General features: G+C 61.0%; 23 protein-coding genes and 1 pseudogene. 7 read left to right on the plus strand and 17 right to left on the minus strand.

Features of this window, described 5'->3' with window-relative positions; all coding sequences use genetic code 11:
* The first annotated feature begins 37 nt into the window (after positions 1-37).
* On the plus strand, positions 38-367 hold the full coding sequence (locus tag MU521_RS16255; RefSeq protein ID WP_092693858.1) for a PadR family transcriptional regulator: 330 nt from the start codon (positions 38-40) through the stop codon (positions 365-367).
* Positions 368-482: 115 nt separating this feature from the next.
* On the opposite strand, the gene MU521_RS16260 is transcribed toward MU521_RS16255, so the two are convergent.
* The 3 genes from MU521_RS16260 to MU521_RS16270 form a co-directional block, all read right to left on the minus strand.
* The gene (locus MU521_RS16260) at positions 483-1,691 is read right to left on the minus strand and encodes an MFS transporter (RefSeq protein ID WP_092693860.1); all 1,209 of its coding nucleotides are present in this window, start codon (positions 1,689-1,691) and stop codon (positions 483-485) included.
* 211 nt (positions 1,692-1,902) lie between these two features.
* Positions 1,903-2,151, minus strand: a complete 249-nt coding sequence (locus MU521_RS16265) for a hypothetical protein (protein WP_092693862.1) — start codon at positions 2,149-2,151, stop codon at positions 1,903-1,905.
* Between the two features lie 281 nt (positions 2,152-2,432).
* Positions 2,433-3,998 carry an ATP-binding protein gene (locus tag MU521_RS16270; protein ID WP_175452903.1) on the minus strand — a complete coding sequence of 522 codons (1,566 nt, stop codon included), beginning with the start codon at positions 3,996-3,998 and terminating at the stop codon, positions 2,433-2,435.
* Positions 3,999-4,323: 325 nt separating this feature from the next.
* On the opposite strand from MU521_RS16270, the gene MU521_RS16275 reads away from it, so the two are divergent.
* From MU521_RS16275 to MU521_RS16290, 4 genes are all read left to right on the plus strand, one after another.
* Entirely contained in the window at positions 4,324-6,432 is a 2,109-nt protein-coding gene (locus MU521_RS16275; protein ID WP_092693866.1) for a vWA domain-containing protein, read from the plus strand.
* A gap of 7 nt (positions 6,433-6,439) precedes the next feature.
* On the plus strand, positions 6,440-8,221 hold the full coding sequence (locus MU521_RS16280) for a HEAT repeat domain-containing protein (protein WP_175452904.1): 1,782 nt from the start codon (positions 6,440-6,442) through the stop codon (positions 8,219-8,221).
* Between the two features lie 70 nt (positions 8,222-8,291).
* Positions 8,292-8,792, plus strand: a complete 501-nt coding sequence (locus MU521_RS16285) for a hypothetical protein (protein ID WP_092693868.1) — start codon at positions 8,292-8,294, stop codon at positions 8,790-8,792.
* Positions 8,792-9,835, plus strand: a complete 1,044-nt coding sequence (locus tag MU521_RS16290; RefSeq protein WP_092693870.1) for a hypothetical protein — start codon at positions 8,792-8,794, stop codon at positions 9,833-9,835. The genes MU521_RS16285 and MU521_RS16290 overlap by 1 nt, the downstream gene beginning before the upstream one ends.
* Before the next feature lie 45 nt (positions 9,836-9,880).
* Here the strand turns inward: MU521_RS16290 and MU521_RS16295 are convergent, their stop codons facing one another.
* From MU521_RS16295 to MU521_RS16320, 6 genes are all read right to left on the minus strand, one after another.
* Positions 9,881-10,369 (minus strand): PIN domain-containing protein, encoded by a 489-nt coding sequence (locus MU521_RS16295; RefSeq protein ID WP_092693872.1) that lies wholly within the window; start codon positions 10,367-10,369, stop codon positions 9,881-9,883.
* Positions 10,369-10,662, minus strand: a complete 294-nt coding sequence (locus MU521_RS16300) for a UPF0175 family protein (RefSeq protein ID WP_092693886.1) — start codon at positions 10,660-10,662, stop codon at positions 10,369-10,371. The genes MU521_RS16295 and MU521_RS16300 overlap by 1 nt, the downstream gene beginning before the upstream one ends.
* A 100-nt stretch (positions 10,663-10,762) precedes the next feature.
* On the minus strand, positions 10,763-11,107 hold the full coding sequence (locus MU521_RS16305; RefSeq protein WP_092693888.1) for a DUF8165 family protein: 345 nt from the start codon (positions 11,105-11,107) through the stop codon (positions 10,763-10,765).
* A 66-nt stretch (positions 11,108-11,173) separates the two neighbouring features.
* Positions 11,174-11,602, minus strand: a complete 429-nt coding sequence (locus MU521_RS16310; protein ID WP_092693890.1) for a type II toxin-antitoxin system VapC family toxin — start codon at positions 11,600-11,602, stop codon at positions 11,174-11,176.
* Entirely contained in the window at positions 11,602-11,871 is a 270-nt protein-coding gene (locus MU521_RS16315) for an AbrB/MazE/SpoVT family DNA-binding domain-containing protein (protein WP_092693892.1), read from the minus strand. The genes MU521_RS16310 and MU521_RS16315 overlap by 1 nt, the downstream gene beginning before the upstream one ends.
* Positions 11,872-11,948: 77 nt before the next feature.
* The gene (locus MU521_RS16320) at positions 11,949-14,162 is read right to left on the minus strand and encodes an AAA domain-containing protein (protein WP_092693894.1); all 2,214 of its coding nucleotides are present in this window, start codon (positions 14,160-14,162) and stop codon (positions 11,949-11,951) included.
* Between the two features lie 134 nt (positions 14,163-14,296).
* Here MU521_RS16320 and MU521_RS16325 point away from each other — a divergent pair, with 134 nt between their 5' ends.
* Both MU521_RS16325 and MU521_RS16330 read left to right on the plus strand, forming a co-directional pair.
* Complete coding sequence (locus MU521_RS16325) at positions 14,297-14,548, plus strand: AbrB/MazE/SpoVT family DNA-binding domain-containing protein (RefSeq protein WP_092693896.1); 252 nt, start codon at positions 14,297-14,299, stop codon at positions 14,546-14,548.
* The gene (locus MU521_RS16330; RefSeq protein ID WP_092693898.1) at positions 14,549-14,983 is read left to right on the plus strand and encodes a type II toxin-antitoxin system VapC family toxin; all 435 of its coding nucleotides are present in this window, start codon (positions 14,549-14,551) and stop codon (positions 14,981-14,983) included.
* A gap of 58 nt (positions 14,984-15,041) precedes the next feature.
* On the opposite strand, the pseudogene MU521_RS16335 reads toward MU521_RS16330, so the two are convergent.
* The 8 genes and pseudogenes from MU521_RS16335 to MU521_RS16370 form a co-directional block, all read right to left on the minus strand.
* Positions 15,042-15,321 (minus strand): annotated as a pseudogene (locus tag MU521_RS16335) (type II toxin-antitoxin system RelE family toxin).
* Positions 15,314-15,595, minus strand: coding sequence for a ribbon-helix-helix domain-containing protein (locus MU521_RS16340; protein WP_092693900.1), 282 nt, complete (start codon positions 15,593-15,595; stop codon positions 15,314-15,316). Before MU521_RS16340 ends, MU521_RS16335 begins: the two are co-directional and overlap by 8 nt.
* Before the next feature lie 76 nt (positions 15,596-15,671).
* A complete protein-coding gene (locus MU521_RS16345) occupies positions 15,672-19,112 on the minus strand; it encodes a UvrD-helicase domain-containing protein (RefSeq protein ID WP_092693902.1) in 3,441 nt (1,146 codons plus the stop codon).
* Positions 19,109-20,017: a RecB family exonuclease gene (locus MU521_RS16350; protein WP_217630175.1), complete on the minus strand. Its 909-nt coding sequence runs from the start codon at positions 20,015-20,017 to the stop codon at positions 19,109-19,111. Before MU521_RS16350 ends, MU521_RS16345 begins: the two co-directional genes overlap by 4 nt.
* Entirely contained in the window at positions 20,010-22,073 is a 2,064-nt protein-coding gene (locus tag MU521_RS16355; protein ID WP_217630176.1) for a PD-(D/E)XK nuclease family protein, read from the minus strand. The genes MU521_RS16350 and MU521_RS16355 overlap by 8 nt, the downstream gene beginning before the upstream one ends.
* A 407-nt stretch (positions 22,074-22,480) precedes the next feature.
* Positions 22,481-23,920 (minus strand): hypothetical protein, encoded by a 1,440-nt coding sequence (locus MU521_RS16360; RefSeq protein WP_092693906.1) that lies wholly within the window; start codon positions 23,918-23,920, stop codon positions 22,481-22,483.
* 161 nt (positions 23,921-24,081) lie between these two features.
* A complete protein-coding gene (locus tag MU521_RS16365; RefSeq protein WP_092693908.1) occupies positions 24,082-24,975 on the minus strand; it encodes a hypothetical protein in 894 nt (297 codons plus the stop codon).
* Complete coding sequence (locus MU521_RS16370) at positions 24,972-25,922, minus strand: hypothetical protein (RefSeq protein WP_139171144.1); 951 nt, start codon at positions 25,920-25,922, stop codon at positions 24,972-24,974. The genes MU521_RS16365 and MU521_RS16370 overlap by 4 nt, the downstream gene beginning before the upstream one ends.
* Between the last annotated feature and the right edge of the window lie 26 nt (positions 25,923-25,948).

Consider the following 25,948-nt stretch of genomic DNA (forward strand, 5'->3'; position numbering starts at 1 on the left):
CCACTCGGCCTGCTGGCACTCAAACCCCCACCCACCCATGAGTCAGACCACAACGGAGTCGACAGACGACGTATCGGCAACAGACCTAACGGCGTTTCAGAAAGAAGCACTGTTCGCTATCGCCCGTCTGGAAGCCAGCGAGAACGATTCCTACGGCCTCGGTATCAAGCGTCAACTGGCGGAGCGTCTCGGTGAAGACGTTAATCACGGCCGGCTTTACCCCAACCTCGACGACCTCGTCGAGCAGGGGATTCTCCAGAAGGCACAGATGGACAAGCGGACGAACAGATACACGCTCACCGACGACGGGAAAGAGTTGCTCAGAGACTACCGGGACTACGTGACCGAGACCGTCGCAAGCCTCTAGAGCAGCGTATTGGCGTAAATTTTGGATCAAAGGGATGAATCGCCACTCACCAGGCTCGCTAAATCGACCACCGAGCTACTGTCTCAGTTCTGGCTGAATCAGGGACGAGTTGAGGTTAGTTGCGAAATGAGAGATAGAGAAGTCCGCCTGTCGCTGTTACGAGTATTCCAGTACCGAGCATCAGTGTTCGGTATCCTTCGACAGTGCTCACGAAGAACGCATCAGCGACGAACGTAAACCCGACCGCCCCGATTGTCTGTCCGAGACGAAGCATACTGGTTCGTACCCCCATCATCCCAGCACGGAGGTCGTCCGAGACAAGCGTAACCACCTTCATATCGATGGACGGCAACGCGAGCCCGATCCCGATGCCGAACCCGAGTAACGCGATCGCTATTACCGCTGTCGTGGAGGACCGCCAGATGATAAGCAAGCCCGAGCCGAAGGCGACGAATCCCAACGATATCAATTCCGGAGCGGTCCACCGCCTGGAAAACCGTCCATACAGCGATGACGTGACAGCATTCGCCAGCGCTGCGATGGCCAGTATCAACCCGATTGCCGAGGAGGTCAATCCAAATTCGTCGCTCAACAGCAGCGGCAACGCTGTTACCACGGCGCCATAGTAGATGAACACCGCCAAGAACATTGCAGCGAACAGCGCGAGTGCTTCTGGCAACTGAATCACCGCATAGATTCGGGTAATATACGTGGAGAGCTGGACGTCTGACGCACCGGTCGAGTTATCCAATGTTACCACTGCGAGAATCCCAACGGGGATCGAAACCCCAAAAAAGAGAAATGGGACGCTCCACCGTACCGTTGCGAGTACACCACCGAGTAGCGGATAGAAGGCTGCACCAACGCCGATCATACTACCGTTGATGCCGATGAGGGTATCGCGACGGTTCCCATCATAGATATCACCGATCAGGGTAACCGCGAGCATCACGAGTGCCGTGGCCCCGATGCCCTGGAGGAATCGCAGTCCCAGGGCCACGGGAAGACTCGTCGTAAAGGCGATTCCAGCGCCGGCAATGCCGAACGTGAAAAGTAGTGGAACCAGCACCCACTTCCGACCGATTCGGTCGGCTGCGTAGCCGATAAAGGGAGTGAGGAAGATTCCAGGGATCGAATAGGCGGTGATGAAGAGTCCGACCGCTGCATCTGAAACACCGAAGACTTCGCGGAGTTCTGGGAGGAGGGGGCTGATTAGTGAAACGCCCATGACACCGATTAATGAACTCGAGATGATGACATAGAATACGACGGAGTACCACGGGATCTCTGACCCACCCGTGTCTCCGCCCGGGTTTTCGTCCATAGCCGGTATTGATGAGACCGACGTGTGTTTCTCTTATACGACTGCGGTTTCCGGAGACAGGGTCATCCGCATTGCAGAGTAGCCGCTAACTGACAACGTTTCGTTTCCGTCAGCGTCTGTCCGCCGTCAAGTTCCTGCTCCCACTCGTTGGGTTCGACGACGATACCGACCGATGTGCTCCCTGTGAGAGGGACCAACCTCTTCTCAGGAGTCAGAAGGCGACGACGAGTACGGCGAAAAACGCCAGGCCAACGAGTAGCGAGATGAAACCGTATGCTGCCCAGATTAGTCGTCTGGTACGTGTCTGCTCGACGGAGACAAGTCCCAGATCAGCACCCCAGTCGATCGGCGGGCGAAGATCCTCGTGTGAACCATTGAGTGCCAGCCAGAGCAAAAACAGCCCGATGACCGATGCAGCGGTGCCGAGTGGTACCGTAATGAGCCAGTCGGTCGAGACCACATGGAGACTGGACAGCGCACCAACAAAAACAGGGAGGTAGAGACTTGGTGAGTCCTTTCTGCTTACTACAGTCGGGAATTGAGTACGCAGCAAACTCGCATAGGCGCAACCCTGCTGCACACGCCCTGTACCGAGTGGAGCGAGAAAGTGAAAAGAGGTTGGAATCGATGTATAACACCCTCTAGACGAATACGTTGGCGTATCCTCTCGTTCCCCCTATTTTGCACGAATGTCCCTTGTCTTAGATATCAGAGGAAATCACGACGGTCCAGAACCCGGCGTCAGCAGAGCAGGAGGTACAGCCAGTACGGGAGTTCGACGATGCCGTCGCGGACCTCACTAATGGGTTCGGAACCGCGGATGGTGTCGCCGGTCAGGACGAACCCGATTGGAGCGTCGTAGGCACCTGTGAATTCCTCGCCGGCGGCTAATGCGTCGTCGCGCTCGCGGGGTCGGTACGCAAGGCCGACGGGAACTGGCGTATCCCCTATCTCGAAGACGAAGTCGACCTCGCCGTTGCGGCCACGCCAGTACTGAACGGTCGGGTCTACGTCGTTGCCCTGCTGGGCGTTGATCCCGTACGCGAAGCGCATCGTGTGGTCGAACGCGGCGACGCGTGCGAGTTCTGCTTCTCGGTCGAAGTCGTTCCGGACGGTCGACGGGTCGCCGTCGGCGAGCGCGGTCACCAGCCCGGTGTCGCGAAGGAACAGTCGCACGGACCGCGGGCGGCTGTTGTCGTACTCGGTGACGCCGGTCAGGACGTACAGTTCGGCGAGCGCCGAGAGGTAGCTATCGGCGATCGTTCGCCGGTCGACGTCGAAGAGGTCGACGAGTTCCTGGTAGCGAATCGGTTCGACGCCGCGGTTGCGAGCGGCGAGCGCACAGAGGCGTTCCAGGTCGGCGATGGTCTTGATCGACTCGAAGTCTGGGACCTCCTGGTAGAGCGCGTTACGTACGTCGTCGCGAAGTCGTGCGTAGTCGTCGGCGGTGAGGTCTCGCGCTGACTCTACGACGCCATCGCGCTCGTAGCTGATGACGCCGCCCATCGCGAGGTATTCCACGACCTGTGATTGAATGCGGCGAGCATCGGCCGCTACCTGCTCGTACTTGCTCTCGAGTTCGTCGATCAAGGGGTCGATGTCTCCGGTGTCCATCGCGGTGGGGAGGCTGCGTTCGCCCGTTCGCAGTGAACTGGGACTGACGCGAGTTTCGCCGGTCTCGAGTTCGGGATACACCGCAAAGACGTAGTCGCGGAACTTCTCCGGGAGGACAGGTTGAGTGTCGTAGGCGCCATCGTCGAAGCCGACGCGATCCAGTTCGCGTTCGACCTGGAGGCCGGCGCTGGCAGTAACGACGACGTGGCGGTCCTGGTTGTCTGCGAGGAGTTCCGAGACGACCGTTCCCCAGCCGTCGACAGCTGGTTTGTTCGGGTGTTCGATCCGGTGAACGTCGTCGAGCAACACGATCTCCGGTCGGTCGCTATCGGTACGGCCCAGGATTCGTGTCTCGTAGTAACGGATAGCCTGTCGGAGTTGGTCGTCGGAGTCGAGCTGGTAGAGCGGGTCCGCGTCGAAGGGGAGGTAGAGAAACCGCTCCGGTGAATCGCCTGCTTCGATCCGGTGCTTGATGAACGCGTGCAGGAGCGTCGTTTTCCCGACGCCGCTGCGACCGACGAGTGCGAACAGTTGCTGGCCTTCGACACGGTTCCCTGATTCGTCGGGTCGCGCCAGGTGGTAGAAGTCGCTCTTGTGGCGGTCGGGCAGGGAAAACGCGGCCGCTCCCTCGTCCCACCAGGGGTTGTGCTCGTGTAGCGACCGGATGAGGCTGTCGCCCGCATCGAGAGCCATATGGAATTCTCTGTCCTGGATCAAGAAGCCCATCGTAATGGTTCTTTTGACCGAACTATCGTCGTACAAACGGAGGTTACCCCCTGAAACGTGGCCGAGATAAACGGTTCTACCGACATGAACTATAAGCCACATCACGGTGTTGTTTGTATCAACCAGACACTCACCGCTATTCGGATTTGCGACAGATTTAAATCATTATAGCGAAAACAAATGGGTGCATTCGGAGAATAAGGAACATCCAGATGTCGGTTACGAGTGCCACTCCCGAGTCAGTTCGTCGAACGCCCGTCGGTCGCCCGGGGCACGGCGGCCAGCCCGATCCATGAATTCGAATCACACCGACCTTCGCGACGGAGTGCGCAGCGATCTCACCGTCGAGTTCGTCACACAGCGCACACTCGAAAGCTGCGGCGAGACCGTCCAACGTCTCGTCGTAACCACCGACGACGGGGAAGAACACGAACTGGTCGTCACTCCGGCGCGGAGCCCGATCGGCGGCCTCGAGACCGGGAATCGGTACGACTTCCACGATATCGTCGGCTGTGCACCCGTCGACAAAGCGGCATCCGCGCCTGCGAGGTGCCCGGACTGTGGGGACCGGCTTCGAGAGGGAACGACGGTCGACGCAATCGGCGACGCTGTGACCGAGGCGGCTACGACGCTAGAGCTCTCGGACGTGTTCGGCGTCGTAGGCGAAGAGACGACCGTCACGCCGGTCCGTGACGACGACACGAACGTCGACGACTGGCAGCCGCGCCCCCAGAATAACCAAACCCAGGCCGTTACCGCTCCAGACTACGTTTGTGATGCCTGTGGGCGGCACGTCAGTCAGCACGAACTACGCAGCCACGAAGACGCAACGGCGGATAACGCGCAGATAATGGCGGACCACGCCCCTGCGGCTAGTGCTGATATGGCCAGTCCCGAGACGGTCGGGCTGGCGGCCGGCGGGGCGAAAGACGTCACGAACTTCCGGGAGAACGCCGAGAGCGGCTACACGCCACAACCCGAGGCAATCAGCGACGAGGGGCTGTTCTACGACTACTACTTCGAGACGGGCGCGCCGACGGAGACGGACGCGCTGTTCGCGCCGCGATACGCAGCGGCCGTGAGCGAACACCCGATCTCCGGTGAAACCGAGCGCTATCTGTCGGTCGGGCTGGACTCGACGCTCTCGGTGGCGGAGTTCGAACGCCCCCGACTGGATCTGGTCGCCGTACTCGATGTTTCCGGGTCGATGAACAGCGAGTTCGACGGGTACTACTACGATGAACACGGGCGCAAACGCGAGGCCGAGAACGACGCCACGACGAAACTGGCAGCCGCCACTCAATCGCTCTGTGCACTGACCGAGCAGCTCTGCGACGACGACCGGCTGGGCGTCGTGCTGTACAACAACCGGGCGCACGTCGCGAAACCACTCCGGGACGTCGGATCGACGGACATGGATGCGATCCGGCGACACATCGGCGAGGTCAGTGCGGGCGGCGGAACGAACCTCGAAGACGGCTTCGAGGCTGCCTGGGACATGCTCGCTGACGGTGAACCCCGCGAAGATCTCGAACGGCGCGTCGTGTTCATGACCGACATGATGCCCAATATGGGCGCAACCGACGAAAGCGAGCTCACCGACTTGTTCGCCGACGCGGCCGACCGTGGCATCCACACGACGTTCATCGGGATGGGGCTGGACGCCAATGCCGAACTTGCCGACGCGCTGTCGGGGATTCGGGGTGCGAATCACTACTTCGTTCACTCGGCGACGGAGTTCGAGCAGCGCCTGGGCGAGGAATTCGCGTACATGGTCACACCGCTGGTCTATGACCTTGGGCTGGAACTGGAGACCGACGAATGCGAGATCGCCGCGGTACACGGGTCCCCGTCAGCCGACGACGCGACCGGGGAGCTGATGCACGTCACCACGCTGTTCCCCTCGGCCAAGGACGACGGGGAAGCCCGTGGCGGCGTGGTCCTGCTCCGACTGGATGGCGGAGTCGGGCCGGTGAACGTCGACCTGATCGCGTCCTGGACCGAACGCGACGGGAGCGAGCACTCCCAGCGGGTGACCGTCGCGCTCCCCGACGGCACGGAGTCGTTCGACCACGACGGCGTTCGGAAGGCCGTCGCGCTGGCCCGCTACGCCAGGGAACTCCGCTCGTGGGCGAGAAACGTCCACGAGCGCGCTGCGTCGACCAACGGGGTCGACGATTGGCTGCCGACCGACCAGCGGGGCGAACACGAACGGGAATCCGTGCCGCTAGGCGTCCCGGATGAGTACACGGCACGGTTCGAGCAACTCCGGGCGTATCTGGACGCCGAGATGCAGGCTGTCGGCGACGACGACATGGAACAGGAACTGGCGCTGCTCGACATGCTCCTCGAGCACGGTGCGAACAGAAACCCCGACACGAACCAGGAATCCGAGAGGTGACTCACCGATGCACGTGTTCGCCTTCGATCGCGACTGGACCGTCGACGTGAATCCGCACCCGCGACACGAGGCCGTGCCGCTAGAGTGGGTCAAGCATCTCGCCCACGAGACCCATCACGCAGTGTACGCGATCGGGAATCAAGACCTTGCCGAGGAAGCGGCGATCCCCGGCGTGGTCGACATCGTCGGTCGCCACGCCGACAACTGGGACGAGTGGCTCGGCGGCAAACAGCCCGATGGATACTACGAACGATTCCCGACCCGCCGCGAACGCCTGTCACTCATCGCCGACCTGCATCCCGACGCCGACGAATACGTCGTCGTCGACGACCTCGACCTGAGCGATATCGCCGGCTGGGCGCACTACCACGCCTGGGAGTTCGTCCCAGCCGTGGAACGCGGGGAGATACATCCGGACCTCCCTTGGGCTCGCGAGCCTGTCGCCGACGGTGGATATCCGACGAGTGCGGGCATCATCCCGGTCGACGCCGCCGATCTCGCGGAGTTCATCGACGAGTATGCTGACGCGCCGGCGTTCGAACTCAGGTACGATGATGAGAGTTCGGAGCGCACCTACCTGTTGGCCGATATCTCGGTGATCGACCGGACGGTCGAGCGCCCAGCTGCTGCACCGGCGATTCGGTGTCACCCAGCTTCGCCACGAGCTGATCCGTTCTCGGTGCGCGTCGATGCCGTCGAGCAACTGTCGACTGTCGATCCACCGGCAGAGGCGTTCACCGCGGCCGCCGAGGCGCCAACCGAACGCGCGACCGCGCTCCGGCGACTGGCCGAGGCGAAACCCGACGCAGTCACTGTCTCTGCGGTCCTCACGTTGCTGGACAATCAAAACGAAGACTCCCGGCAGGACGCGCTCAGAGCGTTGCGCCTCGTGGCGGATAATCGTCCCGAGGACTGCACGCCAGCGATTCCGATCCTCCGGTCGCTGTTACAGCGCGACGACCTCGCTGCGCCCGCCGATGCACTCGGAACACTCCAAGCGATCGGCGAAACCGACCCCGCTGACATCGCGCCACTGACCGAGGAGATCAGGACGTATCTCGGTGCAGCCGACGACGCGGTTCGACGCGAGTCCGTCCGATGCATCGCCGCGATCGCAGACGGTGACCCAGCGGACGCAGTCGACGCTGTGCCCGCGCTCGCAACCGTCATCGAAGACCAGGCTGACGGGTTGCCGTACGCGGTGTACACGCTCTCCTGTGTCACCCAAGAGTTCCCGGAAGCGGTCGAACCGGCGGCTGGTGCACTCGGTGACGTAATCGCTGACGCCACACAGCAGGATTCCGTCCGGCTGAACGCGACCGCAGCGCTCGGCCGCATCGTCGGTGAACACCCGGACACCGGGCTCGACATCGTCGACGATGTCGCGGCCCTGTTCGACGCCGACAATCGTAAACTCAGGAACAACGCCGTCGGACTGGTCGGTGACGTCGCCACGGTCCACACCGACGTCGTCGAACCATACACCGACGACATCGGATCGTTGTTGACTGTCGACGACACGTACACGCGGATCAACGCGAGTGCGGCGCTCGCTCGCATCGCCGAAGACTTCCCGGACGAGGTGGCCCCGCTTGCACCGCAATTCCGTACGTTGCTCGACGACGACCATCCGGTCGTCCGGAAAAACGCGTGCTGGGCGCTCGGCCACCTCGGCGACGACACGGCAAAATCGACGCTAGAAACGATCAGCGAGACGGACGACGACGAAGACGTCCGGACCCGGGCCATGTGGGCGGTCGCTCAGATCGAAGGTGCACACGACCCGTAACGGCGCGAAGGTTCTTCTGACAGAGCGATGAACATAGCGCACCCACTCGGCGGGGTTCCCTTTCCTACCAATGTCAACACCAGACTCAGACGGCACTCCCAACTACTGGATAACGACCGCGAGTCCGACGATCGAAGCCGTCGTGAACCCGCTGACGGCAGCCTGTACCGAAGCCGGGTACGTTCCCGACGTCGTTCGGATCTTGGACAATCCCACTGTCCGCGAAAGCAGTGCGCGAGCTGCCGAGTTGGCGGGAGAGCTCGTCGCTGCACACGCAGGTGAAGAACCCGACATCGACCGCATCACGATCGAAACCGAACGTAATTTTGAAGCCATCGTCGACTACCACCGACACGCGGTCGAAGACGCTCACGACGACGGTGCGACAGTCGCGATCGACGTGACGCCCGGCCGGAAGTTCATGTCCGCGATCGCCTTCCAGGCTGGCATCCAGTTCGACGCTGACCACGTGTACTATCTGCATCTCCACTCCAGCGACTACTACAATCGGGTCTATCCCGAGATCCCCAGGCCCGGTGTCGACCTCGTGGACTTCACGGAGGTATTCTGATGCTACTGGCACGCTCATCTCTGATGTTACTGCTCAACGCGTTGTACGACCATGGGCAGACCACGATCACAGTCGAACATCCGTCGGACGAGATCGGGGAACTACTGCGTATCCGACTCGACGATACGACCGAAGCGACCGTGAGCATCACCGCCGATCGCTACGAGTACGAGGACCGCCGCGCCGAGGTCGAGCGTGAGTACGGCGACGCCGCCTACGAGGACCTGCCCCAGCCTCAGGATTACGTTCGAACGCTTATCGCCGGCGGGCTGTTCGACGTAGCTAACAAAGACGAGATCGACGAGTTCCTGCGACGACACGGCACGCCGGACTTGGAGGCTGGACACGATCCAGTGATGGCCGGGATCGACACGAACCTGTTTGGCTGGCAACTACCCTCGGTCCTGGATCTCGACCCCGATGCCGAGCAATATCACCGATCCAACGGCAGACCGCCCGTGACCGGATTCGTCCTCTCCTCGGGCGTCAAAGAAGAACTGGACTGGCACTACAAGCACTACGACACTCGAGAGCTGACGCGGGCCTTCGGCGACGAGTTCGAGCGCCTCGACAACCAGCCCGCCGGGGAGAACCGCGAGGGGTTCCTCGGGTTGTATCAGTTCCGCCGGTTGATGGCGCGACGGCAGACTGACTTCGCGTACAGCGATACCGGTGACGCCGAGATCGTCGAGGGATACGTCGACTACCAGGACGAACACCGGAAGGAAGTCCTGCTGTTCAGCAACGACACGGGCTTCGTTGAGCGCGCCAACGACGCGGGCGTCAAAGCTCAGAAGGTCGCCTTCCCGCCGAACGTTCCGAAGCGGGCGACTGTCCAGTGGGAAACGCTGTGTGATCTACTGTACGTTGCAGCTGTCATCTTCGGTGTCATCGTGCTTCCGAAGGCGACGCTATACGGTGTCTGGAACGGAAAGAACGGATCACATTGGAAAAATCAGAAATTGGTCATCGAAAACCGAAGCCCGAAACTCGAAGCACAACTCGACCGCGATAGCCGAATCGTGGACGCGTACGACGGGTAAGGTTCCCGAGTATCGCAGATTCTCCGGCGTAGCCGCTCGCATCCCCTACTCTCCGATCTCCTGTAGTTTGTTTTGGACTTGCGTGTACACTGTCGGATGAAGGTTCATTCCTTCGTTGACGAGATCGTACAGGACATCACTGGCTTCTGTTGGTGACAGCACACCCTCTTTTGCGCATTTTAGCAGCAGTGTGGTCACCCACCAACACTCGACGCCATGACTCCGGGCAACTTGGATCAGTCCCTTGTCGTTGGCCAGAAGTACTTCTTCGCCTTCGTCGGCCAACAAAACCACAGCCGCGTCCGTGACGGCGATCCCCTCCATCGCGGCTACTTCCTCGGCCTGTGCCGGCGTCTCGCACACTGTGACATCCTCCAAAAACGAGCGAAGCGGGGCGGTGCCTCTTTGCCCCTCGGCAATGACTTCTTCTCTCACCCCGTCAGGTGTTCGGATTTCGTCGAAGACAGCAGAGACGAGATCGAGGCGGCCGATCCGCGCCAGCGGGATCAGCGCAGACGAATCCACGACGACCATCAGAGGCGCTCCAAATCGCGTTCGAGGTCCTCGGTCGTGTACCCGATATCGATGCCCTCCTCAGCGGCGAGCGAGAGCATTTCGACGTACGACACGTCGGCCACGTCGGCCGCGCGACGAATTGTAATCTCATGCTCACGGAGTTGCTCCAGTGCCTTCTCTTTTCGCCAGTCCGCCAACCCACGGCGGATAAGACGGCGAAGCACCTCTGATCTGTCCGCGGTCAACTCCGCTTCGAGTTCAGCCAAGACTTCTTCATCGTCCTCTGGGATTCGGGTCGTGACCGTCTTCATCGTTACAACAAGGTACGTTACGATACAGCATAATCGTAACGGTAGCTCCGCCGCGTACCGCTGTTTTCAGGCCGACGTGTGGGAGTGACTATGACCACAGTCAATATTCGGCGAGACTGCGGTTCTGCGCGGACCTCGTCGCTCGCCCGACCTGGATGTACTCAAAGCGACCTGGGTCGTCGACGCTTGATTGAATGTGGTCTAACGTATCATCGTTCATCGACGCGATTTCGATCACCGTCAACGGGCGTTGCGTGAGCGCGTAACTGCTGGCGAACCCGGTTGGCTTTACGACGAGTACAGACTCGGAGTCGGCATCCCTGAGTATGAGTTCTGCGTCTCGGTGGGTGTGGACCGTCGCCGACAGTTCTTCGACCGGGAACAACACTGACGCGTCGTCGTAATCAAGGTAGTCACCAGCGTTGTGATAATGCCCTATGTACATATACTGGTAAATATTAATTACTCCTGTTTATTCCTTGTGGCAGTGCTAATAGTCGCAGACGCAATCTCAATTAAACGGGTTATTCGCTGTCGCAAGGCGCGTAATACCGTCGAGGGCGTCGAAGTCGTCGTCGAAGGAGTATAGATACTCGATATCCTCACGTTGCATGTACGCAACGATAGTCGCGTCGCCAAAGGAGAGTTCCTCGTATCTCTGAAAGAGCGTCACAGCGTTAGTGAAATCCTTCTGGGCCGCGTCGCGTACTTCGAATCCAGCAGAGCGATGGAGACGCTCGTACGTCTCCACGGCCGTTTCGTGACGCTTCCGGTTGTGAATCCAATTGAGGGTTTCGAGCGCGACGTAGTTCGTCACGCGTCCAGTTGGCAAGTCGCCATGGTCCATCTGCCGGACGATCTCCGTCGCGACCTCGTGATGTGCATCATCGACATCCGCCATTCCGATGAGAACACCTGTGTCGACGACTGCGACCGCCATTACGTGTCCCCCGAGAACGCAGAATCATCCTCGTAACCGGCGATATCGTGCGTTTCGGACCCCTTACCCCCCATAGACACCGGTTCGAAGTCGTCGAATGCCCCGTACCGCTCTTTGACGACCTCGACGGAGAGCTCCCCATCCTCGTTGATATTCCACCGGAGTTTGTCGCCGGCCTCGATGTCGAGTCGGTTCCGGAGTGAGGCCGGAATTGTGACCATCCCCCGGTCGCTAACTTTGGTTTCTTCGGGGACATCATCAGTTGCCATATTCGGATATACACACCCTCTCCAAATACATGTTGCGCCACATGTACCCCTCTCGGGTCGCCAATCGGTAAGCCCCCTCAGACTGGAATGAAATCCGGGTCGACGTCACGCAACCGCCCAGTCGTCGCGAAGAAATCGTGGAAGTTCTGGTACAGTTCGGTCGACTTGCCATCGGTATCGTACCGGAGGGTGTGGAAGTCGCCGACGACGGCGCAGTAGCGCTTCGCCCGCGTCAACGCGACGTTCAGCCGCCGCGGGCCGTCCTGTGGTCGCCCGAGGAAGCCGATGTCGCCTTCGGCGTTACTCCGGACCAGCGAGAGGACGATCGCGGTTTTCTCGCTGCCCTGGAACGAGTCAATCGTATCGACCGTGATCGCGTCGCTGCAATCGACGTGGTCGTCGAGACGCTCTCTCACGAGTCGGGCGTGCGCCGCATATGGCGTGATCACGCCGATCTCTTCGGGCGGAACCTCGTCGAGTAACTCAGAGACAAGGTGGACGACCAGTCGGGCTTCGGTCGTGTTCGCCCGGGAGTGATCGACGAGATCGACTGACCCACCGACGTTGTACCCCTGGACTGCCGGTCTGTCCGGGAGCGGCGTGACGACCTCGCCGTTCCGGAGCGTCCGGTCGTAGAACTCCCGGTTCGAGAAGTAGGCGATGTCCGGATGCATCCGGTACTGAGTCTTCAACTGGAGGCCAACCCCTTCGTAGACGCCACCGTCGGCATAGAGATGCTCGAACAGCGAGAGTCCGTAACCCGACGCGGGCGGGTCCTCGGTCGCACTGAACGGCGGGAGCTGTCGGTGGTCACCCGCCAGCACTGCCCGATCGGCCCGGGCCAGCGGGATGCAGGAGGCGGTACAGGTAGACTGCGTCGCCTCGTCGAGGACTACCAGATCGAAGTCTCGGGCGAGCGCGGCCGCGCTACTGTTCGTCGCTGCGACGACATCCGCGCGCTCGGGAACGTCGCCGTACTGTCGGCGGACGAGTTCGTGCGCCGACCGTCCGGCGTTCGCGCGGTCGAGCGTGAATTCGTCGTCGCCGTGTTGCCCGTGAGCGTGCAGGGACTGAGCATCAGGATCGCTTGGTGTCGACGATCCGACGACGAGGTTGTCGAGCGCCTGGTTGGAGTCAGCACAGACGAGCACGTCCTCGCCGGCGTCGACCGCTCGCCGGATGATTTCCAGCAGGGTACGTGTCTTCCCAGTGCCGGGCGGCCCGTGGATGCAGAACAGATCGTCGGCCAGCAACGCGTACTCGACCGCCAGTTGCTGTTCCTGATTCAGTTCAGCATCGAACGACTCACTCAACGCAGCCGCCTCGTTGGAGAACGTCAGCGCCCGGTCGCCGACCAGTACCTCACGGAACGTCTCGTCCCGAAGATCGTCAACTGCGTCCAGTTCCCGCTGGAAAGGCACAGGATTGAGCAGCTCCGAAAGCTCGAACTCTCGGTCACGTTCAAGCTGTGCCCCGACCGCAGCGGAGTCCTCGACCGCGCTCCATTCGACCGTCAGCCAGAGGGTCAACCCGCGGATACGTTGCACGTCGGCCGCGATCGGGAACTGATCGGCTGGGTCATCGGCGGCGTGCAGCAACACTTCGTTGTCCTCGTAGATGCCGAACTCGCTCTCGACGAAGTACGCCCAGTCACCGTCCCTGCGATCCTCCAGACGGGAGTCCAACTCAACTCGGAACCGATAGGCATCGTCGTCCTCGCCAAGACAGGTGAGCGACGGAATCGCGGATTCACCCTGCTCGTAACGCGTCCGCGCCGACTGTCTGCGTGCGCTCTCCCAGTTGCTATCACGCGTCGCATCCCGCTCCTCGGCCACGTACGACCGAAACTCATCCAGCAGGTCACCATCGACGGGATTACGCGGCGGTTCGTGATCGTCGATCGGGGCGTCGTACCCCGGCGGGGACGACTCGGGTAGGTAATCGGAATGCCAGAACCGAATGCGGTCGGCCAGCTTGGTTCGTCCGAACTCCTCGGCCGCGATCGGTTCGTAGTCGCCGTCGCGTTCGACGAGGAAGATTTCGCCTCGCACGTTGTGATCGGTGTATGCGACGAACTCGTCGGTCGGCTCGGCATCGTCGCGGCCGTGAAGCGGAATACAGATCCAGTCCCGCTCGGGATGGGCGAGTGATTCGTGGTGCTTGGCGAACTCGCCGATAGGGCGAACCGGAACGTCCGTGTCCGTCGTGTTCAGATCACTCTCGTCAGCGGCACAGAGCGAGGCACGACCCGGAGAAAACTGCTCGACGGCGTGCTCGAACAGCAGTGACATCTAACTCCAACTGTCCCCTGTAACATATATAACTGTTCGCGAGTCCCATTCGAATCTCCGGGTCGAGTTTGGAGTGGTCGAATTTAGTGTGCCCGTACACTACTTTTTTGAACGGTGGTAGCCATATCTCGTGTATGACTAGTGAGGGTGTCGACTCCGAGAGCAAGGTTTCGGGGAACCAGGCCAATATTCCCGCCAGCATCCGTAACGAGTTGAACATCGACGACGGCGACAAACTCAGGTGGCACATCGAGGACGACGGTACGCTCCGCGTACAGGTTGTTCAACAACGTACCGAGACGTTCAGCGACTTCGAAGGGTACGACGGTGATCAGGAGACGGACGTCACAGCCGAACACGACGCCTGGGGTGTCGATATCGAATAAATGCCTCGCGCACTCGTCGATACGTCGGTTCTCTTCGCGGCCGGGTACCGCCACGACGGAGCACACGACGACGCCCTCCCTATTCTGAAGAGTATCGATGGGGCTGACCTCCCGGAAGCGGTGATCCTCGACTACGTACTGGCGGAGACACTGAATGGCTTGACGACACACGCAGGTCACGAGCCCGCGGTCGATTTCCTCGACCGACTCGAAGAGAATACGCAGTTTCACATCGAGAGTCTCTCCACGGATGCATTCGCTACGGCGAAAGCGCTCTTCCGGCAGTATTCACAGTTCTCGTTCGTCGATGCCGCTATCGTCGCGTATATGCAGGCAGAAGGACTCGGGTATCTCTACGCGTTCGACGATGACTTCGACGTCGCTTCAGATGTCTATCGGCTCAACACTGCAACCAATCCCTATCGTCCCAAATGATCTTGTCTACAGCCGAACGACAATTTTCCGGTTAGTGAATTTCAGCGAATACTGCAAATTAATCGTCCTCAGCAGTGTACGCGCCGTCGCGACGTTTGATACGGACGACGACCAGTTGCGTCCTGGCGGAAAATCACGGAGAGACGGTACTCACCGACTCGGATATTCTTGCACGGGCCGTTCTGGAGCGGTTCACCGTAATCGGGTGGATCACGCCACGGGGAGTCGACGATCTCGTCGAGTTTGTCCAGTATTCGGTCCTGCTCGTCCGGGGACAGTGCGTCGAGGTCGTCCCGTGCCGTCGAGGAGAGTTCCCAGTTCCACCCGTCGTCACTCATCGCTCGTACCGAATTCCTCACGTGCGTCGTCTGCGGTCATCGTCTGTCCTGTCCGGATGTCGTCTTCGGCTTCGAGAAGGGCGATGAGTTCGTCGCGGTCGAAGGTCGGGAATTCGACCGCATCCCGGAGCGTGTACCGAATGAACTCACTCCGGCTGTTGAACCCACGCCCCTGCCACGTATCGTCGATATCAGCGAGAAAGGACTCGGTGACTTTGAAATTCACCGTGACGATCTCGTCTTCACCGTCATCTTGCGTGGTTGCTCCGGACATACAAGAGTAATACGAGAGTCTTACCAATAGATGTCTCGCCGACCCGTCCGCCATGACTGGTCTTCGAGGGCCTGACTCAGTTCTCCTCGACTGATTGTGGCGCGCACGGCAGTTCGTTGTGCGAACACCACTGGCAGTGCTCACCAGATTCGAACTCCTGGAAGGAGGTGTCGACGATTCGGTCCATCGTCGAGGCAACCGTCGATCGAACGCTGTTCAACTCGTCTTCGGGGAAGACGCGAGTCTCGACGTTCGGCCCGATCGGCCCGACGTACGCGTAGCCCGCGCGAGTGACTGGTTCGTCGTAGAGGTCGCGACACGCGAGCAGGTAGATCGGGAGTTGCTTGTCCTCGTCGAGATCGCGGTGGCGCTCCGTCGCTTTGTAGTCGATGACCAGCAACTCGTCGTCGGGCGTGCGGTAGACGGCGTCGATGAAGCCGGTGAGCGTGTGCCCGTCGACATCCAGTTCGAATTCGCGCTCGGCGTCGATCACGTCGTACTCGCTCAGGTCCAGTTCGAAGTACCGGTCGATGCACTGCCTGGCGTCCGGGAGTGCGTCGCGAGCGCGGCGCTGTCCGGCGAGTCGGTCACAGATTTCGTACCACTCCGATTTACTCGCCGCGCCCTCGTCGGCTGCCTGTTCAGCTGTGTCGTGGAACAGCAACCCGACCTCGCGCTGGGAGACGCCATCGTACTCGCTGCCGTCGCCGTCGCTGTAGTCGGCGAAGGCGTTGACGACGTAGTCGAGGTAGTGCTGGCGTGGACACTCCGAGAAGGCTTCTAGCGAGGTGTAGCTGTGGGACAGAGCCGGCGTCGGGGTCACCGGCCCGGTGAGCGTGTCGACTCGGAGCGTGGACTGCTCACCGTTCCCGTCCAGACGCCCGTCGAGCGACGCGGTGGCGAGCTCGAGCAGCCGGTCGCGGCCCGCTGTGGCCGTCAGTTCGTCGTCGCGGTGTTCGACCGCGCCGCCGACGCGACCGACCGGTTCGCTGGCCAGCGTGTCCGTCCAGTCTGTCGCTCCGGGTGGCAGACAGTCCTGGATGTCCCGCCAGATCGGGAGATGGGAGCGGTCCGGTCGCCACGGGACGCGTCCTGGGAGAATCTCCGTCAGCGACTCGGCGATCGGATGTGGATCGTCGTGGTCCGTTTCCTCGTCTTCGTCGTGGCCACCTTGCAGGACCAGCACGTCTTCGGCGCGCGTGATCCCGACGTGCAGGACGCGACGGGTTTCCCGGGCGTCGCGCGCGACGAAGTCTTCGGCGAACGCGGCCGCGGGACCGTCCGACAGCGCCGTTTCCAGCGCGTCGTAGGTTCGCGATCCCGGTTCCCACTCGTCGGCGGTCAGCCGCGGCATCATCACTACCGGGAAATCCAGGCCCTTGCTCTTGTGGACAGTCATGACGTTGACCGCGTCGTCGGCCAGTTCGGGCTGGTCGGTGGGCGTGGAGCCGCTCTCGTCGAACAGCGAGTCGTAGTGCTGGAGCGAGTCGACGAACTCCCCTGTCAGCGGGGGTTGCACAGCATCAGTGCCGTACTGGTCGACGATCTCGTCGAGGTGTGCGAGATCCCGGCGTTCCTGCTCGCTCAGATACCACTCGACGTTCGTCACGTCCTTGAGTTCCGCGTACAGGTGCGACAGCGACGCGGTATCCCGCACGTCCAGGAGTGTCGTGACGTGGTCGCGGGCTTCGCGCACGCGCTCCGGTTCCTCGAACTCGTCGAGGGCCGCGTCGCGGAGTTCGTCGACGAGCGTGCCGTCCTCCCCGGTGTCGTTGAGGCGGCGCAGGTCCGCGTCGTTGAGACGGTACCGCATCGTCAGGACGCGGTTCCAGCTCACCTCGTCTTCTTCGGGGCGTGCAAGTGCTTTCAGGTACGCGACGACGGTTCCGACGCCGACCGATTCCGTGGCCAAGTCGCCGGCGACCTGATAGGGGATGCCGGCCTGGTCGAACGCTTCGAGGATCGGGGTCGCGTGGTCGTTTTTCCGGACGAGCAACGCGATATCGCCCGGGTCGTACGATTGGTCCAGTTCCGCGGCGTTACCGCTCAGGAGGTTCTGGGTGACGGTGACGAGTTGCTGGGCGCGCTTGGTTTCGTCGTCGGCCTCGTCGACGACCGCGACCGTGTCACCGTTGTATGCGGGCTCGTCGACGCGTGTCAGGGTTTTCCCATCGCCCCGGCCTTCGAGTTCTTCGAGGAGGTCGTTCGCGAGGTCCAGGATCGGCTGGCGGGACCGGAAGTTCTCTTCGAGGGGTTCGTCGACGAGCGCGTCGCCGAACTCGGTATCGAGTTCGCCCGTGATGTTGGCGACGTGTGCGCCCCGCCACTCGTAGATGGCCTGGTCGTCGTCCCCCACGACGAACAACTGGTCGTCCGAGACCAGCGACGTGACCAGATCGAACTGGAGTCGGTCGGTGTCCTGGAACTCGTCACAGAACACGTAGTCCCACCGAGCAGCGACCTCACTCCCGGCCTCGGTGTCGAGCAATCGCTTCGTCTCGACGACCAGCCCGTCGAAGTCGATGAGATCGCGCTCGGCGAGTTCCCGTTCGTACGCGGCGTAGCCGGCGACAAGGTCTCGCGCGACGAGACAGTCGTCGACGAAGTCGCCGAGCTGGTCCGTGAGCTCCAACTTCAGGTCCGGAATCCCCGAGGGCGCGCCGCTGCTGTACCCGCCGAGCAAGTACTTCGGGAGTTTGTGCGCGTCATCGGGCAGCGACCGCTCGCCGGCCTCGTGGGCCTCGAAGGCCGCCTCCAGCGCGTCGCACAGGCGAATTAATCGGTCGAGGAAATCGGTGATTGCGGCTTCGACGCCCTCGTCGCCGAGTGCGTCCCGTTTCGCCACGATGGCGGCGCGAGCGTCGGGGAGGCCGCCGAGCACGGACGACACGGAACGCCCGCCGAGGTGGTCGCTGGCGATCGCTTCGATCTCGTCGGCGAGGTCGGCCAACTCGTGGAGGCGCTCAGCTGGCCCGAGGAACGCGTCGATGTCCTCGGGGGCGACGCCGCTGCGTTTCATCGTCCCGACGAATGACAGGAGCTTCGACGCCACACCACTCCCGTAGGAGTCCGGGCCGTACACGTTAGGTTTGACCCACCGATACTCGATGTCGTCGAGGACGTCCAGCACGATAGCGTACTTCTCGGCGTCGCTGACGATCTCGAAGTCCGGGTCCAGCCCGGCCTCGTAGGCGTAGTCGGTCAGAATCTCGTTGCAGATGGAGTGGTACGTGTAGGCGTCGATGTCGTAGCCAGCCGTCCCGATTTTCGCGTTGAGTTTCTCCCGCATCGAATCGACGGCGTTGTTCGTGAACGTCAACGCGAGGATTCGGTCGGGCGACACTCCCTCGTCGATGAGGTGCTCGATTTTCCGGACCATCGTGAACGTCTTCCCGGTCCCCGCGCCGGCGAGTACGCGCATCGGATACTCGTCGGACCGGATGATCGTGCGCTGTTGGTCCTCCGGATCGACGTCTTCTTCGACGGTCGGCAGCCACGCCGGTCGGTCCTCGGTCATCGCTGCACCTCCGCGGCGAGATGCTCCGGGCACATCTCCCGGTAGTCACAGTCCCCGCAGGCCTCCTCGCTGATCAACGTGAACGGCTCCGGATCGTACGCCTGCTCTCTGATACCTTCGTGTGCATCTTCGACGAGGTCCCAGATCACCTCGTAGTGGTCGTCGTAGATCGCGGTCGTCTCGCGTTCGCGGCCACTGGCCGTGACCTCGTAGCCCGTCGGCGTGCTCTCGAACGTCGTGTCGTGGAGCACCCCGTAGAAACTGAACCGGACATCCATCCCGGCTTCGTAGAGGTCCGATTGCTTGATGCCCTCCACGTACGCGGCCGTCTGGAACGCGTTCTTGACGCGGCCCGGCTCGTGGGTCTCGCCGTTCAGATGCTCGGCGAGATACTGCGCCGTATAGGACGTGATGATTCCGTGGACGTTTCGCTTGTAGTCGATCACGTGCAGGCCGTCCTCGGTCCGAAGGACGTTATCCGCGTAGCCATGCAGCCCGAGCCCTTCGTGGACGCATTCGACCCAGATCTCCGTCGCGACCGACTGGCGCGCGTGCCGGATGCCGTCACCGCCGTCCGGAGCGAAGAACGCGTCGATGGCCGCACGATTCTCCGCGCGCTGATACGCCTCGTGAGCGCGCGACGAGTACTCGTCGGAGTCCAGGTGCTCCTCCCACTTCTCGGCGAACGCCTCCATCGCGCGGTCGTGGATGGTCTCTGCATCCTCGCCCGGATCGGTGGCGTTGCAGACGGCCTCTATCGTCTCGTGATACGCTTTGCCCTGATTGGCGTACAGGAGCGTCTGCTCCGGGGCCGACACGTCCTGTTCGTAGGAGTGGTCGTACTTCCGCTGGCAATCCGCATAGGTCGCCAGCCGCGACGGCGACAGGTAGACGACGTCACTCACGGCGCACCCTCCCTGTCGCGAAGTCGATACGGGCACGTAACGCCTCACGCAGTTGGTCGCCGCGCACACCGCTCTCGCCGAGCAACGCGTCGATATCGGCGAGATCAGCTTCCACGTCGTCCAGCGCGACCGTGATATCCTGACTGTTCGTGCGCCGCACGTCCGCCAGCGCCCGGTCGACACGCGACAGGAGATACTCCTCCGCGGCGCGCTCGGTCCGAATCGTCGAATCCTCCGTTTCGCCAAGCCACGGTAGCTCCCGATACGCGTCCGCGAGGAATCGCGAGGGCTGCACGCGCTCGTCCAGCGCCGTGTCCGCGTGTTCGTGCAAGCAGAGATAGAGCTGGGAGTTGGCAACTGACGCACCGACAGCCAGTTGCCGGCGCGCGTACTCGGCGTGATACCGGCGAAACGGGTCGGTCGACGCCGTCGACTCCGTCGTGAACGACGACGCCACATCCTCGCCGGTCACCTGCGTCACGCCCGGATAATCCGGCATACTCGTGACGCGCTCCCGCGGGAACAGCCGACTCACGGCCGGCTCCCCGGGATACTCCGCGTCCACGACGTTCGTGACGAACACGGCCTCGAACGACCCGTTCTTGAGCGACCGCAGGTGATCCACGCGCACCCCGCCGTCCCGTTCGATCGCGCTGGTCTGGTTGTGCTGAGGCGCATACTCGTGGGCGCGCTCCAGCATCCTCGCGAACGACGCCCACGAGGCCTCGAGGAACGCCGTCTCCTCGACGAAATCCGCCATGGTGAACGCGCGACTCACGTTCCCGAACCGCGTTCGTGCCTCCAGCGGGTCGGTGCCCTCGGCGATGCGCTGTTTCAGATTCGACGCCGTCGCCCAGCGACGGAGCGCATCACCCAGGTCGTCCATCGCAACCAGTTCCTCGCGGCGATCCGCGTCAAGCGGCTGCTCCGTGGCAGTGATCGCCGGCCCATCGTCGTCCGTCTCAGCGAGCGCACGGACGACCTGGAGGAGTTCGCGGATCGCCGGGTCGTCCCCGAACCCCACCACCGTCGCCGATTCGGTCGGGATGCAAGCCTGCCGGAGTTCCCGAAGCGTGTCGATCACGGGCTGCCCGCTGCGCTTGAGCGCGACAGCGAACTGCTCGTACTCCCAGCCGTGCTCGTCGCGCAATCGTTCAATCTCGTCCGCGACACGTTCGATCTCCTCGTTCGCAGTGTCCGCCGCGATCACCTCGACGCCGCCGGTCCCTGGGTCAGAATCGGTCTCCTCACAGGCCAGATAGCGGGCCGTCGCGCCCGGTCGCGTCTCCGGTGGTGATTCCTCGACAGTCCGTTCCTCGGTGAACGAGACGCGCTCCGTGATCGGACCCGGTTCCGCCCAGGCCCGCCGGATGCTGGCGTCTCGTTCACCGATACACACCAGCTGTCGATCCGCGGCCAACGCTTCCAGATACCGTCGGTCCTGTTCGAGGAACTCCTCGAACTCCACGACCAGAACCGCCTCCCCGTTGTGAACACTCTCGTCCGTGTCGTCGTCCGAAAGAGCGGCCAAGGCTTCGCTAATCAGCTCCCCGCGCTCCAGGTGATCGTGTTCGCCGAGCCACGCGTGGAACTCGTCGACCGCATTGGTCACCGCTTGCAGTTCGGGTGTGGTATCGAACTCGATCCCCTGCCACACAGCCGTCTCCATGAGCTGTGCGAAATCAGCCTCGAACGACTCTTGCTCGGCGGCCCGTCGGAGGTAGTCGGTCTTCCAGTCTCTGTCTTCCAGGAAGCGATGCACGAGTTCACGCCGCATCGCATCGGACAGAATCGCGCGGTCGTCCGTGCGATTGATCACGTCCGTCGCGTGCACGATCAGCGACGTTACCCGCGGTACTGCGGCACCAGGGAGTTCGGGTTCGAGTAGCGCCTCGAACGTCGTCATACTCGTCGGCGACCCAGCTACTACCAGCACATCCTGTGGGTCGCGGTCCGCGATACACTGTCGATACTGCTCCAGAACTGTTCGCTGAACCTGATCTGAGCCGAACGGGACTTCGATTATCGTTCCGTCGTAGGTGTGCTGCTCACTCATCAAATATCCTCCAACGGCAGGGCGACTGCGATCCGGTTTTCGCTATGATGTGGGCCATATACATACGAGATACTGCGGTACCCATGCCGTCTGACGGAATCCGCATAATAGTAGTGGGACTTACAGAACGCGTAATCGGCTTTAGAAGTCCAGGACCATCGTGAAATCTGAGATGATTCAGATCTATCAGCCAACTTCTCCAAGCAACATCGTCTTTGGACTCATTACTCAGGCAATCACATGTTTTCGTGCAAACCACGGTGCTAACTGGTTTCCTCAGAGACGCCTCCCTACTTACAACCCAGTGATGTCCCTGACATCCTACCTTCGCCCTCTCATTATCACTGGTCAAAAACAAACTGGTTCAGATTGTTTCTACATACTGACCAGAAATACCATACCGCCTCTCACTCGGGTAATGTAAGATTTCTCTCTGCCAACTCTTCCAAGTACTCTTTATACACGTCTTCATCGAGAGTATCCCGGAAGGCATCGCTTTCATCGGCAGTGTAACTGCCGAGCATTCCGAGACCTCCTCCAACAAGCGCCCCCTGCATGGCTGTTCCCCTACCCGCATCGTCTTGAGCGAACCGGGCGCCAGCATCGGCTCCAGCAAGGATAGCTTCGGGGTCAGCCTCCCGGATCCACTTTGCATACTCTTCTGGGGCTAACTGACCGCCAAGATAACCGAATGCACCGAGTAGCGCACCGGCTGCTTCACCGTCTATATTCTCTAATTTTTCACCCTCTCCAGCGAGCCTTGTCATTGCCTCTCCCAGTTCTTCAGGATTAACATCCGCTAACAGATCGCCATCAGCCCCAGTTGCATAAACACCAGCAGAAGCACCAACAGTCAACGAAGCCAACAGCACCAACGATGTCGGGTATGGTGACCGACGAGCCATCGGCCGAGCAGCGTGGCCAGTCTGTATCGCCCATCTGCCCACTTCTTCAGGATCTGCTTGGCCGAGCGTGCCACGAACCTGACCAGCGGTTTCTTCCACTTTTTCTCGCACCTGCTCAGCCGATGATGCAGCATCCTCCTTCAATCGCCGACGAGCCCGCTCCGACGGTGTCTCCACCTCTCGCCGCAACTCCTCAGCCGATTCAGAACTGGCCACAACATCGTCAAGCGTCTGCTCTTCTTCCTCTATATGCTCTTCTAAGAGATTATCCAGCCGCGGGATTAACTCCTCAACACTATCTGCTTCTGTAACGACCGCATTTGCATCTTCTATTGCATCATCTGGGAGTTGGTCAAGCCGGTTCCGCACATCACGACTATCGTAACTAATCGAATCATCGCCTGAAATCGTGTAATTCGCCTCATCAGAATCTACCGCTACATCACCACGCACTGCTCCAACGGTATCACGTAAGTACTCACTCAGTGTCTCCAAGTCATCCTCATTGTAATCGCCCGCCATCGGCACACTGATGTGCGCATTGTCAATCTCAAAGACAAACGTGTTATTCGAGAGACGACCCCCGGCCTCGTAATTCACTGCTTCAATTTCTCCGAGTTCAAGTTCACAGACTTGATCCCCCTCGGTGTTTCCTGCAATCATCACCCACCGCTCGTCAGTAATCAGGTGTAACACACGATATCGGATCGACCGTTCGACCGGGTCAGGAGCTCCTGGACCGTTGAATTCTGGCTCCTTACGATCAGCATGGAACAAAAACTCCGGTTGCTCTTCTGCACGGAGATACCGATACAGCGGCTGGTCATGCAGCCTGTATCGCTGGAAGCCAATATCGTTGCTCACCAACCGATCTGGAGTCACCGAATCGTGCATAGCATCTTCAGCAAGTTCTCTTGCCCGCTCAATATCTGCATCTGGCATACACTACAGCGCGAATGTAACCACCAAAAACCTTAGACTGAGTACACGACCAGAAACTATCTATACTATCTGACCTTCCACGAGACTCATCGACATTTCCCTCAGACTCTATCTCATTCTGATAGTAAATCCCGACATCTTATCGCGAGCACCACGGCCGATTACTCCCACACGGTTTCGTACTCACAGACAGCCTGGTAGTAGCTCTCGTCGTCCACGACTGCTCGCGGAATCTGACCCGTATCGAACTGGGAGAGGTGTCCGATATGAACTGGCAGTAGTCCTGTTGCGGGGTCGTCGTCACGGCTGGTCGCGACGAGTCGGCGATTGACCAAACGTAGTGTCGCTGCCTCACCTCGGGACTCGGCGCCGCGTTTCCAGGACCGAACGGCACTCCCTATCTCGGTTGTCTTGTCGGCTGGAATATCGTCTCGAGGGACGTTGATCCAGATGTGTCCGTGTTCGGTGATGTAGAGGCGGCCCGCGTTGTTACGGTACTCACGGTACGTCGCGACGATCTCGTCGTGGTCGAACGCGGATTCGAACCGGTAGTCGCGCCAGTTCCAGACGAGAGTGCCGTCGTGACTGACACTCCAGCGTTCGCCGTGATTGAACGTGAATCCTGTCCAGATTTTCACGCCGGAACTCGGAGCTGCGGGATCGGTATCGACTTCGTCGAAGTCGATCGTCCCGGCCAGCTTGCCGACGTAGACGGGTATCCAGCCGGTGTCAATCGGTGCTTGGTCGACATATTTGTAGTCGTCGGCGGGAATTTTGGTCAGGATCTCTCTGTCGCTGGTCACGCGAATGCTTCCATACCCGCCACTCTTCCCGAGTAAGACGAGTGAGCGACGGAGTCCGTCCGGCACTTCGGTGAAAATCTTGAGATCCTGTTTCTCCCATTTGAGCACTGGATCGGAGAAATCCTCGTGTGAGACGATGCTGTACTGCGAGCCCCGGTATGCGGAGGGCCACGGTTGCCCGGCGTCTATCGTCACGGTCTGGGCGCCGTCGATCGGTACCTTCGTCGACTCCTCTTCGAGTGTCGCTTTCATTGTTCCGTGTCAGTTTCTTCCATCCCGTCGACGAACCTGTCTAATGCAGCGTAATCGCCGTCTTCTCGCGGGTCGGCGTACAGCGTCCCAGTTGCGCCGTCCTCGGGCAGGTCCTCGTCGACGGGGATTTGCTCCTTACCGTCCACATCATCCTTCACAGTACCCGGCCCGGTTCCTCCGGGGCCGGCGTCTTCTGCCGCGGCTGTCGGCGACATCGCGAGCGGATCGGTGTCACTCACGTAGGCAGGGGCTGGTGGGAGATCGACTAGGTCCGAGAGGTTGCCGTCGTGATTTTCGCCTTCTTCCAATACGGCCCCGGTCACGTCGGGCGGGAACTGTACTTGTCGAAGCCAAGTGGCGACGTACGGGCCGTCGAACAACTCGACGTCGCCTTTCGGTGCGCCTTCCTCTGCGGGCGGTGTGAATCCAGTGTTCGTCACGACTGCGATCGTCGAGGGTGCGCGCCGGCCATCGAGATCGGTGTCGCCGTTCACCACTGCTCGCAGCGTGTCTTCCGAAACCTGGTCGCCGTCCGGGTGGACTACCGTTCGGAATCCGACAGTAGTGTGCTGACGGTTCCAGTACAGGTCGAGTACGACATCGTCGTTTTCCGACGGACGAACCGTCCCGCCGCCGAACCACTCGAAGACCGCGCCGAGGAGGCGTGCGAACTCCTTGTCCGAGAGATACGCGATGTCCTCGATGTTCGTGTAGCGTCGGGGTCGGTCCCGGGGCTGTCGATCGGTGGATGGTGGTTGTGAGAGCGAAACTGTGTTGTCGTCAGCTCCGCCTTCACGATTAGCCGCTGCTTCGACGATGCGTCGAAGCCGGTCTTCAGGCGCGTCGTCGCCGAATTCCGCGTCCCGGAGGTCGTCGATCGCATCCTCGACTGTCCTGTCGCCGTCAGCGACGCGCCGGATGATCGTCTGCACAGATGTAGCGGACATTCTGTCGAGGTGCCGCCGCCACGGCG

It is taken from the genome of Halorientalis regularis, from assembly GCF_023698535.1.
Classification (GTDB): Archaea; Halobacteriota; Halobacteria; order Halobacteriales; family Haloarculaceae; genus Halorientalis; species Halorientalis regularis.